The sequence below is a fragment of the Streptomyces sp. NPDC002176 genome, assembly GCF_044903645.1.
GTDB lineage: Bacteria > Actinomycetota > Actinomycetes > Streptomycetales > Streptomycetaceae > Streptomyces.
On the sequence record NZ_JBJDQW010000001.1, the window covers coordinates 1242444 to 1256022 of the forward strand.

The 13579-nt window shown below is 70.3% G+C and carries 10 protein-coding genes; 7 read left to right on the plus strand and 3 right to left on the minus strand.

The window, feature by feature from the left end; all coding sequences use genetic code 11:
* Positions 1-2: 2 nt before the first annotated feature.
* Positions 3-1340 carry a 6-phospho-beta-glucosidase gene (locus tag ACI2LY_RS05560; RefSeq protein WP_404705998.1) on the minus strand — a complete coding sequence of 446 codons (1338 nt, stop codon included), beginning with the start codon at positions 1338-1340 and terminating at the stop codon, positions 3-5.
* A gap of 274 nt (positions 1341-1614) precedes the next feature.
* Here ACI2LY_RS05560 and ACI2LY_RS05565 point away from each other — a divergent pair, with 274 nt between their 5' ends.
* Positions 1615-3027, plus strand: coding sequence for a glycoside hydrolase family 16 protein (locus ACI2LY_RS05565; RefSeq protein WP_404705999.1), 1413 nt, complete (start codon positions 1615-1617; stop codon positions 3025-3027).
* A gap of 46 nt (positions 3028-3073) precedes the next feature.
* Here the strand turns inward: ACI2LY_RS05565 and ACI2LY_RS05570 are convergent, their stop codons facing one another.
* Positions 3074-4012: a PASTA domain-containing protein gene (locus ACI2LY_RS05570; protein ID WP_404706000.1), complete on the minus strand. Its 939-nt coding sequence runs from the start codon at positions 4010-4012 to the stop codon at positions 3074-3076.
* Positions 4013-4128: 116 nt separating this feature from the next.
* Positions 4129-5034, minus strand: coding sequence for a helix-turn-helix domain-containing protein (locus ACI2LY_RS05575; protein WP_404706001.1), 906 nt, complete (start codon positions 5032-5034; stop codon positions 4129-4131).
* A gap of 144 nt (positions 5035-5178) precedes the next feature.
* Here ACI2LY_RS05575 and tkt point away from each other — a divergent pair, with 144 nt between their 5' ends.
* From tkt to gnd, 6 genes are read left to right on the plus strand one after another with little or no spacing between them, the layout of a single operon-like run.
* Entirely contained in the window at positions 5179-7254 is a 2076-nt protein-coding gene (tkt, locus tag ACI2LY_RS05580; RefSeq protein ID WP_404706002.1) for a transketolase, read from the plus strand.
* A gap of 34 nt (positions 7255-7288) precedes the next feature.
* Positions 7289-8431: a transaldolase gene (gene tal, locus ACI2LY_RS05585; RefSeq protein ID WP_404706003.1), complete on the plus strand. Its 1143-nt coding sequence runs from the start codon at positions 7289-7291 to the stop codon at positions 8429-8431.
* The gene (zwf, locus tag ACI2LY_RS05590; protein ID WP_404706004.1) at positions 8431-10119 is read left to right on the plus strand and encodes a glucose-6-phosphate dehydrogenase; all 1689 of its coding nucleotides are present in this window, start codon (positions 8431-8433) and stop codon (positions 10117-10119) included. Before tal ends, zwf begins: the two co-directional genes overlap by 1 nt.
* The gene (opcA, locus tag ACI2LY_RS05595) at positions 10116-11039 is read left to right on the plus strand and encodes a glucose-6-phosphate dehydrogenase assembly protein OpcA (protein ID WP_389001947.1); all 924 of its coding nucleotides are present in this window, start codon (positions 10116-10118) and stop codon (positions 11037-11039) included. Before zwf ends, opcA begins: the two co-directional genes overlap by 4 nt.
* Entirely contained in the window at positions 11039-12694 is a 1656-nt protein-coding gene (pgi, locus tag ACI2LY_RS05600) for a glucose-6-phosphate isomerase (RefSeq protein WP_404706005.1), read from the plus strand. The genes opcA and pgi overlap by 1 nt, the downstream gene beginning before the upstream one ends.
* A 1-nt stretch (position 12695) precedes the next feature.
* On the plus strand, positions 12696-13574 hold the full coding sequence (gene gnd / locus ACI2LY_RS05605) for a phosphogluconate dehydrogenase (NAD(+)-dependent, decarboxylating) (protein WP_404706006.1): 879 nt from the start codon (positions 12696-12698) through the stop codon (positions 13572-13574).
* Positions 13575-13579: the final 5 nt, after the last annotated feature.

The window sequence follows — 13579 nt, forward strand, 5'->3', positions numbered from 1 at the left end:
GTTCACACCAGATACGCCAGCTCCGGGTGGGCGGCGGTGTACCCGTCGACCAGCCGCCTGGCCACGTTGACCGAGTCAACCAGCGGATGCAGCGCGAACGCCTTCACAGCTGTCTCCCGCGCTCCCGACTCGGTGGCGGCCAGCACCTCCCGCTCCACCGCCTTCACCGAGCAGACCAGACCGGTGGCATGGCCGGGCAACGGGTCCGTGGCCAGCGGATGCGCCCCGTCCGCGCCGACCAGGCACGGCACCTCGATCACCGCGTCCGCGTCCAGCGCGGCGAGCGTGGAGCGGTTGCGGACGTTGAGGATCAGGGTGGTGCGCTCGTCGCGGGCGATGGCCCGCATCAGCGCGAGCGCCACCTGCTCGTAGCCGCCCGACAGATCCTCCTCCTCGCGCTCCCCGGCCCCGGCGCTCTCCCGGTTCTCCGCCATGTACGTCGCCTCGCGCTCGGCGCGGGTGCCCTCCCAGGCCCGCAGCGCGGACCCGTCGGGGCGCAGCGCGTCGGTGTAGAACCGGGACTGCTGGTCGCGCAGGAAGGCGCCGCGGGTCAGCTCGGCCTCCTGGTAGGCGCGTACGGTCTCGCGGTTGAAGTAGTAGTAGTGCAGGTACTCGTTGGGGATCGCGCCGAGGGAGCGCAGCCACTCCGGGCCGAACAGCCTGCCCTCCTCGAAGGAGCCGAGCCGGTCCAGGTCGGCCAGCAGGCGCGGGAGTTCGTCGCGTCCGGCGACGCGCAGGCCGCGTACCCAGCCGAGGTGGTTGAGGCCGACGTAGTCGACGAACGTCTCGCGCGGGTCGGCGCCCAGGGCGCGGGCGACGCGGCGGCCGAGGCCGACCGGGGAGTCGCAGATGCCGATGACCCGGTCGCCGAGGTGCCGGGACATGGCCTCGGTGACCAGACCGGCCGGGTTGGTGAAGTTGATGACCCAGGCGTCGGGGGCGAGCCGGGCCACCCGGCGGGCGATGTCGACGGCGACGGGCACGGTCCGCAGCCCGTAGGCGATGCCCCCGGCGCCCACCGTCTCCTGCCCGAGCACCCCCTCGGCCAGCGCCACCCGCTCGTCCTCCGCCCGCCCGCGCAGCCCGCCGACCCGGATCGCGGAGAACACGAAGTCGGCCCCGCGCAGCGCCTCGTCCAGGTCGCCGGTGGCCCGTACGGCGGGCGCGTCCGGCACCCCGGCCGCCTGTTCGGCCAGCACCCGGGTGACCGCGTCCAGCCGGGCGGTGTCCACGTCGTGCAGGACGACCTCGCGCACCCGGCCCTCGCCGCGGTCGGCCAGCAGCGCGCCGTACACGAGCGGCACGCGGAAGCCGCCGCCGCCCAGAATCGTCAGCCTCACGTCTCAATCCTTTCCGGCGCACCTGGTCCGATCATGGCACGACGGTCCGGGGAGGAGCCGGGGCGGCGTGTCCCGCCGGACCCGCGACTTGCACCGGTAAGGACGCCTTCACTGGGTGAACTCCCGTGTGGCACAAGGACTTTCCTTGCTTCAACCCTTGACGCCCGCAGGCGCGGAGAGGACATTGACCGCACCTTGAGAGCGCTCTCAGAGAGTCTCGGAGAGCTCTCAGGGACACCCCCGCACTCCATCCCGTACCCCGGAAGGCACCCCCATGAGTGAAACCTCCGGTACCTCCCCGGCCGGTGGCAGACGTCGGCGTTCCGTCCGGCGGGCGCTGATCGCCGCCGTCGGCACGCTGGGTCTCGCGGCCGTGACCGCGCTGGCGGCCATCGCCCCCGCCGACGCCTCGGCGCCCACCCCGCCGTCCGGCTGGACCCAGGTGTTCCTGGACGACTTCAACGGCTCGGCGGGCTCCGGTGTGAACACCTCGAACTGGCAGTACGACACCGGGACTTCGTATCCCGGTGGCGCCGCCAACTGGGGCACCGGCGAGGTCGAGACGATGACCAACAGCACCAACAACGTCGCGCTGGACGGCAACGGCAATCTGCTGATCACCCCGCGCCGCGACTCCTCGGGCCGCTGGACCTCGGGCCGTATCGAGACCAACCGCACCGACTTCCAGCCCCCGGCGGGCGGCAAGCTGCGGGTGCAGGCGCGCATCCAGATGCCGAACGTCACCGGCGCGGCGGCCAAGGGCTACTGGCCGGCGTTCTGGGCGCTCGGGGCGCCGTACCGGGGCAACTACCAGAACTGGCCGGGCGTCGGCGAGCTGGACATCATGGAGAACGTCCAGGGCCTGAACACCGTCTGGTCGACGTTCCACTGCGGCACCAACCCCGGCGGCCCGTGCAACGAGACGACGGGCGTGGGCAATTCCGTGGCCTGTCCGGGCAGCACCTGCCAGTCCGCGTTCCACACCTACGCGATGGAGTGGGACCGCTCGACCTCCGTCGAGGAGATCCGCTTCTACGTCGACGGGGTCAACCTGCACACCGTGCGGGCGAACCAGTTCGACGCCACGACCTGGAACAACGCCACGAAGCACGGCTACTTCCTCATCCTCAACGTGGCGATGGGCGGCGGCTTCCCGGGCGCCTTCGGCGGCGGCCCCTACGCCGACACCGACCCGGGCCACCCGATGACCGTGGACTACGTCCAGGTGCTCCAGTCCGGCAGCGGTGGCGGCACCACTCCCCCGCCCACCGGCAACCGCGACGCCTACGGCACCATCCAGGCCGAGTCCTACGACGGCCAGTCCGGCCTGAACACCGAGACCACCACCGACTCCGGCGGCGGCCAGAACCTCAGCTACGTCTCCAACGGCGACTGGGCGCAGTACAAGGGCGTCAACTTCGGCTCGACACCCGCCAAGCAGTTCAAGGCCCGCGTGGCCAGCGGGGCGGCGGCCGGGGTGGGCGGCCTGGTGGAGGTACGGCTCGACAGCCGGTCCAACGCCCCCGTCGGCAGCTTCGCCCTGTCCGGCACCGGCGGCTGGCAGAACTGGCAGACCATCCCGGCCAACATCAGCGGGGTCACCGGGACCCATGACGTGTATCTGACCTTCAGCAGCGGTCAGCCTGCCGACTTCGTGAACGTGAACTGGTTCAGCTTCGCGCACTGACGGACACCGCGGCGCCGGACACGATCGCGTCCGGCGCCGCCCGCCGTCAGTAGTTCCAGCGGTTCCGGCTGCCCTCGTCCCGGCAGTAGATCAGCCGCCCGTTGCCCGCGTGGGTGGAGCTGCCGACGTCCGCCTTGCGGCAGAACTGGCCCGCGTTGTAGCAGTTCCCGGCGTTCGAGACGATCTCGCAGGTGGTGCCGGCGCCGCCACCACCGCTGCTGCTACTGGAGGAGGAACCGCCAGAACCACCAGAGCCGCCGGAGGAGCTGGAAGACCCCCCGCTACCGCTGTCCGCCGCGACCGGCGGTGTGTAATCCGGGTCGTTGGTCTTGTCCTTGTACGTCCCCGTCGCCGACGGGCACCCGCTCTTGGTCAGCCACAGCGTGACATCCCGGTCGCCGACGACCTTCGTCCCGGCGTCCGGCGACTGGAAGCACACCTTCCAGTCGTCGTGCTCCCCGGCGACCCGCTCGTCCTTGTAGGACGCCTTGACGGAGATCTCACCCTTCGTCACCCCGCCGACGGCCGTGGCGGCGGCCGCGTACGTACGGCCGATCACCCCCGGCATCGTCGGCCACGGGATCGGGCCGCCGTCCGCCTTGGGACACGGCGCCCCGGACGCGACGGCCCCGAAGTCGACGCTGTCCCGGCCGTACTTCTCGAAGCAGACCTTCCAGTCGTCCGCGACAGACGCGTCCTTGTTGCTCGCGTCGTGCGTGGCGACGCGGTAGCCGTGCTCCTCGGCGGCCCCGGTCGCGTCGGCGACCGTGCTCTCCACCTGGCTCTCCAGCAGGGCCGGGGTGGCCGTGACGGTCGCGGTGACCGTCACCGTGGGCCCCGGCTTGACGGCCGCGGCCGCCTTCTCGTCGTCCCCGCCGCCGCACCCGGTGACGAGGGCGCAGACCAGCAGTCCGGCCCCGACCCCCTTGAGCCACGCCTTGCGCGCGCCCCGAACCGGCGCCTGCGATCGTCCCGGACGAATCATGTGTCCCCCCTGTGCTTCTCTCACACTGTGCGTGTGCGAGACATGTGAAGAACTGGGGAAGTTGCCTTCACAACCAAAGCGAGACCGGAACGTGACATCGAGATGAAGGCCAGGTGTCAGCGCAGCTCGGCCCGGAATCCGACCGGGGTGACCCCGGTGTGCAGATGGAAGTACTTGGAGAAGTTGGCCGCGTCCGGGAAGCCGATCGCCGCGCCGACCCGGCCGATGGGCATGTCGGTGTGGGCGAGGAGACGCTTGGCCTCCAGGACGACGCGCTTGTCGATGAAGCCCTTGGGGGTCTGCCCGGTGGCGGCGCGCACCGCGCGGACGAGGGTGCGGCGGGAGTAACCGAGCGCGTCGGCATAGGCGTTGACGCTGTGGTTGGTGGGGAAGCCGCGCTCCACCGCGTCCCGGAACAGGGTGAAGGTGGTGTCGGCCTGGCTCCGGGTCGCCTCGGCGGAGCTGGCCGCGAGGTGGGCGAGGCGGAGCAGGAACGCGGTGAGGCTGTGCCGCAGGACGGCCGTGTGCAGGCTGAGCGGCAGCGTGGCGGTGTCCTCGTACTCGCGGCCGAGCTGGGCGAGGGAGTTCTCCAGCGCGGCGAGCTGCGCCGGGTCGGGGTGCAGCAGCGGCGGGAGGTCGTAGCGGTACAGGCCGGTCGCCTCGACGGTGGCGCGGGGCAGGAAGCCGGGCTGCATGGTGAGGACGGTGCCCCGGTACCGGCTGGTGCGGGAGAAGCGGTGCACCTGGCCGGGACGAATCCAGAGCAGGTCACCGGCGCCGACCTCGTACTCGGCGAAGTCGATCATGTGCCGGACCGGACCCTCGGTGAACAGCATGACGACGTGGAAGTCGATGCGATGGACCCGGTCCAGCGGGGCATCCGCATGCCAGGTGCGGTCCTCACCCATGGCGCCGACCTGCATGCCGACACCACCCACGGCCAGCTCGGTCGGGAAGGGGAAGGTCCTGATCCCGTCACCGTCCGTGCCGCGACCCACACCTTGAGGCGATCTGTCCGCCATGTTCGATTTGCCGTTCCTATCAAGCGATCGGTGTCCCAGATTCACCACAGGCTGACACACCCCGACCTTTCCGCGAAAAAGTCAGACTTTTAAGTTTGAACACGTTTGATCGACATCCCCGCTTCTGAAGAGGACTTCTTGAAGATGAGCACGCAGACCCCCGAGAGCTTCGAGTGGACCGATCTCGACCGCCGCGCCGTCGACACGGCCCGGCTTCTCGCGGCCGACGCGGTGCAGAAGGTCGGCAACGGCCACCCCGGCACCGCGATGAGCCTCGCGCCTGCCGCGTACACGATCTTTCAGAAGGTGATGAAGCACGACCCGGCCGACCCGGAGTGGACCGGCCGTGACCGCTTCATCCTCTCCCCCGGTCACACCTCGCTGACCCTCTACACCCAGCTCTTCCTGGCCGGGTACGAGCTGGAGCTGGACGACCTCAAGGCGTTCCGCACCCAGGGCTCGAAGACGCCCGGACACCCGGAGTACGGGCACACCGCCGGTGTGGAGACCACCACCGGCCCGCTCGGCCAGGGTGCCGCCAACGCGGTGGGCATGGCGATGGCCGCCCGCTACGAGCGCGGCCTCTTCGACCCGGAGGCCCCCGAGGGCACCTCCCCCTTCGACCACACCATCTGGGCGATCGTCTCCGACGGCGACCTGGAGGAGGGCGTCTCCGCCGAGGCGTCCTCGCTCGCGGGCCACCAGAAGCTCGGCAACCTGGTCTTCCTCTACGACGACAACCACATCTCCATCGAGGGCGACACCGCGACCGCCCTGTCCGAGGACGTGCTGAAGCGGTACGAGGCGTACGGCTGGCACACCCAGCGCATCGAGCCCACCGCCGACGGCGACGTGGACGTCCCCGCGCTGCACGCCGCGCTGGAGGCCGCCAAGGCCGAGACCGGCCGCCCCTCCATCATCGCCATGCGCACGATCATCGCCTGGCCCGCGCCGACCGCGCAGAACACCGAGGCGTCCCACGGCTCCGCCCTGGGCGACGAGGAGATCGCGGCCACCAAGCGCGTCCTCGGCTTCGACCCGGAGCAGACCTTCGAGGTCTCCGACGAGGTGCTGCGCCACGCCCGCCGCGCCCTGGACCGGGGTGCCGAGGCGCACGCCGCCTGGGACAAGAAGATCGCCGAGTGGCGCACCGCCCAGCCCGAGCGCGCCGAGCTGTTCGACCGGGTCGCCAAGGGCGAGCTGCCCGAGGGCTGGCAGGACGCGCTCCCGGTGTTCGAGGAGGGCAAGTCCGTCGCCACCCGTGCCGCGTCCGGCAAGATCCTCCAGGCGCTCGGCCCGGTGCTGCCGGAGCTGTGGGGCGGCTCGGCCGACCTCGCGGGCTCCAACAACACCACGATCGACAAGACCAGCTCCTTCCTCCCCGCGGGCAACCCGCTGCCCGAGGCGAACCCGTACGGCCGTACCGTCCACTTCGGTATCCGTGAGTTCTCCATGGCCGCGGAGATGAACGGCATCGCCCTGCACGGCAACACCCGCATCTACGGCGGCACCTTCCTGGTGTTCTCCGACTACATGCGCAACGCCGTCCGTATGGCGGCCCTCATGCAGCTGCCGGTCACCTATGTGTGGACCCACGACTCCATCGGCCTCGGCGAGGACGGCCCGACCCACCAGCCGGTCGAGCACCTGGCCTCGCTGCGCGCGATCCCGGGCCTGAACGTGGTCCGCCCGGCGGACGCCAACGAGACCGCCATCGCCTGGGCGGAGATCCTGAAGCGGCACTCCACCGACCCGGCCCCGCACGGTCTCGCCCTCACCCGTCAGGGCGTACCGACGTACGCTCCGAACGAGGACGCGGCCAAGGGCGGCTACGTGCTCGCCGACTCCTCGACCGAGGTCCCGGAGGTGATCATCATGGCGACCGGTTCCGAGGTCCAGCTCGCCATGGCCGCCCGGGACGCCCTGGAGGCCGAGGGCACCGGTACCCGCGTGGTGTCCGTGCCGTGCGTCGAGTGGTTCGACCAGCAGCCCGCCGCCTACCGCGAGAGCGTGCTGCCCGCCGCCGTGAAGGCGCGCGTGGCCGTCGAGGCGGGCATCGGCCTGACCTGGTACCGCTATGTGGGTGATGCGGGCCGCATCGTCTCCCTGGAGCACTTCGGCGCCTCCGCCGACGCGAACGTCCTGTTCGCCGAGTACGGCTTCACCCCCGAGAACGTCGCCGCCGCCGCCCGCGCCTCGCTGGCCGCCGCGCGCGCCTGATCCCCCGCGACACAGAATTACGCGACGAAGAAAGATGAGCACTGTGACTGAAGCAATCAGCACCCCCGGAGCCCTCAAGCGTCTCGCCGACGAGGGCGTGTCGGTGTGGCTGGACGACCTGTCGCGCAAGCGGATCACCTCGGGCAGCCTGGCCGCCCTCGTGACGGACGGCGGCGTCGTCGGCGTCACCACCAACCCGTCGATCTTCCAGGCCGCCATCGGCTCCGGCGAGGGGTACGAGGAGCAGCTCACCGACCTCGCGGTGCGCGGTGTCACGGTCGACGAGGCCGTGCGGATGATGACGACCGCCGACGTGCGCGACGCGGCCGACGTGCTGCGCGGGGTGTACGACGCCACCGGCGGCCGGGACGGCCGGGTCTCCATCGAGGTCGACCCCCGTCTGGCGCACGACACGGTCGCCACGGTCGCCGAGGCCAAGCAGCTGTTCTGGCTGGTCGACCGCCCCAACGTGATGATCAAGATCCCGGCCACCGAGGCGGGCCTCCCGGCGATCACCGAGGTCATCGGCCTGGGCATCAGCGTCAACGTGACCCTGATCTTCTCCCTGGAGCGCTACCGCGCCGTCATGGACGCCTACCTGGCGGGCCTGGAGAAGGCCAAGGAGCGCGGCCTGGACCTCTCCCAGATCCACTCGGTGGCGTCCTTCTTCGTGTCCCGCGTGGACTCCGAGATCGACAAGCGCCTGACCGCGATCGGCACCGACGAGGCCCTCGGCCTGAAGGGCCGCGCGGCCCTCGCCAACGCCCGTCTGGCCTACGAGGCGTACGAGGATGTCTTCGCCTCCGCCCGCTGGCAGGCGCTCGCCACCGCCGACGCCAACAAGCAGCGCCCGCTGTGGGCCTCCACCGGCGTGAAGGACCCGGCGTACAAGGACACCCTGTACGTGGACGAGCTGGTCGCCCCCGGCACCGTCAACACCATGCCCGAGGGCACGCTGAAGGCCACCGCCGACCACGGTGACATCACCGGCGACACGGTGACCGGCCGCTACGAGCAGGCCCGCGCCGACCTCGCCGCCGTGGAGAAGCTGGGCATCTCCTACGACGAGGTCGTCCAGCAGCTCGAGGACGAGGCCGTCGCCAAGTTCGAGGCGGCCTGGCTGGAGCTGCTGGGCGCCGTGACCGAGTCCCTGACGAGCAAGGGAGTGGACGCGTAATGACGAGCAAGTCAGCGCCGTCGAAGGCGGCCGCCGCCGAGGCGGAACCGGAGGCGGCTCCCGCCGAGGCGGAGGCCGAGCCCAAGGCGCGCAAGACCCGGACCAAGGCGAAGCCCGCCGCGGTCCGCGAGGCCGAGGACATCCAGGTCCCGGTCACGCCGACCGCCGAGTGGGACAACCCGCTGCGCGACCCCCAGGACCGACGGCTGCCCCGCATCGCGGGCCCGTCCGGCCTGGTGATCTTCGGTGTCACGGGTGACCTGTCCCGCAAGAAGCTGATGCCCGCCGTCTACGACCTCGCCAACCGCGGCCTGCTGCCGCCGGGCTTCTCCCTGGTGGGCTTCGCCCGCCGCGACTGGGAGGACCAGGACTTCGCGCAGGTCGTCCATGACGCGGTCAAGGAGCACGCGCGGACGCCGTTCCGCGAGGAGGTCTGGCAGCAGCTCGCCGAGGGCATGCGCTTCATCCCCGGCGACTTCGACGACGACACCGCCTTCGACCAGCTCAAGCAGGCGGTCGACGAGCTGGACGCCTCCCGCGGCACCGGCGGCAACTTCGCGTACTACCTCTCGGTGCCGCCGAAGTTCTTCCCGAAGGTCGTCCGGCAGCTCAAGAAGCACGGTCTGGCGGACGCCCCCGAGGGCTCCTGGCGCCGCGCGGTCATCGAGAAGCCGTTCGGTCACGACCTGGAGAGCGCGCACGAGCTGAACAAGGTCGTGCACGAGGTGTTCGAGCCGGACCAGGTATTCCGGATCGACCACTACCTGGGCAAGGAGACCGTCCAGAACATCATGGCGCTGCGGTTCGCCAACCAGATGTACGAGCCCATCTGGAACCGCTCCTACGTGGACCACGTGCAGATCACGATGGCCGAGGACATCGGCATCGGCGGCCGCGCGGGCTACTACGACGGCATCGGCGCCGCCCGTGACGTGATCCAGAACCACCTGCTCCAGCTCATGGCGCTCACCGCCATGGAGGAGCCGATCGCGTTCGACGCGGACTCGCTGCTCACCGAGAAGCTGAAGGTCCTGAAGTCGGTCCGCCTCCCGGACGAGCTGGGCGAGCACACCGTGCGCGGCCAGTACGCCACCGGCTGGCAGGGCGGCGAGAAGGTCGTCGGCTACCTCGACGAGGACGGCATCGACCCCAAGTCGAAGACCGACACGTACGCGGCCATCAAGCTGGAGATCGACAACCGCCGCTGGGCGGGCGTGCCGTTCTACCTGCGCACGGGCAAGCGGCTGGGCCGTCGCGTCACCGAGATCGCGGTCGTGTTCAAGCGCGCCCCGCACTCGCCGTTCGACTCCACCGCCACGGAGGAGCTGGGCCAGAACGCGATCGTCATCCGCGTCCAGCCGGACGAGGGCATGACCGTCCGCTTCGGCTCCAAGGTGCCCGGCACCTCGATGGAGATCCGGGACGTGTCGATGGACTTCGCGTACGGCGAGTCGTTCACCGAGTCCAGCCCCGAGGCGTACGAACGGCTCATCCTCGATGTGCTGCTCGGCGACGCCAACCTGTTCCCGCGCACCCAGGAAGTGGAAGAGTCCTGGAAGATCCTCGACCCGATCGAGCGCTACTGGAACGAGCACGGCACTCCGGCGCAGTACGCGTCCGGAAGCTGGGGACCCGAGGAAGCGGACGAGATGCTCGCACGAGACGGACGGAGCTGGCGCAGGCCATGAAGATCGACCTGACCGACACCACGGCAAGCAAGATCAACAAGGCGTTGGTGGAGGGCCGCCGCGCCATCGGCACCCCGGCCGTGGGCATGGTCCTGACGATGGTCATCGTCACGGACGAGGAGAACGCCTACGACGCCATCAAGGCGGCCGAAGAAGCCTCGCACGAGCACCCCTCGCGCACCCTGGTCGTCATCAAGCGCCACGCCCGCATGCGGGACCGCACCGGCTCCCGGCTCGACGCCGAGGTCCGGGTCGGCTCCGAGGCGGGCGCCGGTGAGACGGTCGTGCTGCGCACCTACGGCGAGGTGTCCGACCACGCGGGTTCCGTGGTGCTGCCGCTGCTCCTGCCCGACGCCCCCGTGGTCGTCTGGTGGCCGGTGGACGCCCCGGAGGCCCCCGCGAAGGACTCCCTCGGCGCGCTCGCCCAGCGCCGGATCACCGACCTGTACGCGGTGGACAACCCGCTGGAGGTGCTGGACGCCCGCGCCCGCACCTACGCCCCGGGTGACACGGACCTCGCCTGGACCCGGCTCACCCCGTGGCGCTCGATGCTCGCGGCCGCGCTGGACCAGGCCCGGGTCAAGGTGACGTCGGCCGCCGTGGAGGCGGAGGCGGACAACCCCAGCGCCGAGCTGCTCGCGCGCTGGCTGGAGGCCCGGCTGCACGTCAAGGTGGACCGGGTGGTCTCCGACGGCCCGGTGGTCACCGCCGTGCGGCTCGGCACCGAGAACGGCGAGATCGTCATCGACCGCCCGGAGGGCCCCCTCGCCACGCTGACCCTGCCGGGCCAGCCGCCGCGCACCCTGGCCCTGAAGGTCCGCCCGACCTCGGAGCTGATCGCCGAGGAGCTGCGCCGCCTCGACGCGGACGAGATGTACGCCGTCGCCCTCACGGGCGAGGCACTCAAGGAGAACGCCTGATGTCCGACGCATCGTCAGACACCCCCAAGCTCACCCGGCGCCCCGAGTGGACGGCTCTCGCCGACCACCGCGCGGGCGGTCAGCCGCAGCTGCGCGAGCTGTTCGCCGCCGACCCCGGCCGGGCCGAGCGCTATGTCGTCCAGGTGGGCGACCTGCACATCGACTACAGCAAGCACCAGGTCTCCGACGAGACCCTGGCCCTGCTCCAGGAACTCGCCGTCGCCACCGATGTGTTCGGGCAGCGGGACGCGATGTTCCGTGGCGACCGGATCAACACGACCGAGGACCGTGCGGTGCTGCACACCGCGCTGCGTGCCCCGCGGGACGCGGTGATCGAGGTCGACGGCGAGAACGTGGTCCCGGCCGTGCACGCGGTGCTGGACAGGATGGCCGGTTTCGCCGACCGGGTCCGCTCGGGTGAGTGGACGGGTCACACCGGCAAGCGGATCAAGAACATCGTCAACATCGGCATCGGCGGTTCCGACCTCGGTCCGGCGATGGCGTTCGAGGCCCTTCGCCCCTTCACCGACCGCGACCTCACCGTGCGGTTCGTGTCGAACGTGGACGGCGCCGACCTCCACGAGGCCGTGCGCGACCTAGACCCGGCGGAGACGCTGTTCATCGTGGCGTCCAAGACGTTCACGACGATCGAGACGATCACCAACGCGACCTCGGCCCGTACCTGGCTGCTCAACGCGCTCGGTGACGACAAGGCCGTGGCGAAGCACTTCGTGGCACTGTCGACGAACGCGGAGAAGGTCACCGGGTTCGGTATCGACGCGGACAACATGTTCGAGTTCTGGGACTGGGTCGGCGGCCGGTACTCGTTCGACTCCGCGATCGGGCTGTCGCTGATGATCGCGATCGGCCCGGAGAAGTTCCGGGAGCTGCTGGACGGTTTCCACACCGTCGACGAGCACTTCCGCACCGCCCCGGCCGAGGAGAACGCGCCGCTGCTGCTGGGCCTGTTGGGGATCTGGTACGGCAACTTCTTCGACGCGCAGTCGCACGCGGTGCTGCCGTACAGCCATTACCTGTCCAAGTTCACCGCCTATCTGCAGCAGTTGGACATGGAGTCCAACGGCAAGTCCGTGCAGAAGGACGGCACTCCGGTGGAGTGGCAGACGGGGCCGGTGGTGTGGGGTACGCCTGGCACCAACGGGCAGCACGCCTACTACCAGTTGATCCATCAGGGCACGAAGCTGATCCCGGCGGACTTCATCGGCTTCGCGCGTCCGGTGGACGAGCTGAGCGATGAACTCAAGGCGCAGCATGATCTGTTGATGGCCAACTTCTTCGCCCAGACCCAGGCCCTCGCCTTCGGCAAGACCGAGGAAGAGGTCCGCGAGGAAGGCGTCGCCGAGGCGCAGGTGGCCCACCGCACCTTCCGCGGCAACCACCCCACCACCACGATCCTGGCCCGCGAGCTCACCCCCTCCGTGCTCGGCCAGCTCATCGCCCTCTACGAGCACAAGGTGTTCGTGCAGGGCGCGGTCTGGAACATCGACTCCTTCGACCAGTGGGGCGTCGAGCTGGGCAAGGTGCTCGCCAAGCGCATCGAGCCCGCCCTCACCGAGGGCGCCGACGTCCCCGGCCTCGACCCCTCCACCACGGCCCTCGTCGCCGCCTACCGCTCCCTCAAGGAAGTGAACTGACATGCAGCTCGGACTCATCGGCCTCGGCAAGATGGGCGGCAACATGCGCGAGCGCATCCGCCGCGCGGGCCACCAGGTCATCGGCTACGACCGCAACCCGGACCTGACCGACGCCAAGGACCTCGCCGAACTGGTCGAGAAGCTCGACGCGCCGCGCACCATCTGGGTCATGGTCCCGGCCGGTACCGCCACCCAGGTGGTCGTGGACGAGCTGAAGGACCTGCTCTCCCCCGGCGACATCGTGGTCGACGGCGGCAACTCCCGCTGGACGGACGACGAGAAGCACGCCGCCGAACTGGCCATCAAGGGCATCGGCTTCGTGGACGCGGGCGTCTCCGGCGGCGTCTGGGGCCTGGAGAACGGCTACGCCCTGATGGTCGGCGGCGACAAGGAGAACATCGACCGCCTCCAGCCCATCTTCGACGCCCTCAAGCCCGACGGCCCGTACGGCTACGTGCACGCGGGCCGCGTCGGCGCCGGGCACTTCTCCAAGATGGTCCACAACGGCATCGAGTACGCCATGATGCAGGCGTACGCCGAGGGCTGGGAGCTGCTGGAGAAGGCGAACTCCGTGGACAACGTCCGCGAGATCTTCCGCTCCTGGCAGGAGGGCACGGTCATCCGGTCCTGGCTGCTCGACCTCGCGGTCAACGCCCTGGACGACGACGAGCACCTGGACGAGCTGCGCGGCTACGCCGAGGACTCCGGCGAGGGCCGGTGGACCGTCGAGGCGGCCATCGACAACGCGGTGCCGCTCCCGGCCATCACCGCGTCGCTGTTCGCGCGGTTCGCGTCCCGTCAGGACGACTCGCCGCAGATGAAGATGATCGCCGCGCTGCGCAACCAGTTCGGCGGCCACGCGGTCGAGAAGAAGGGCTGACCCGC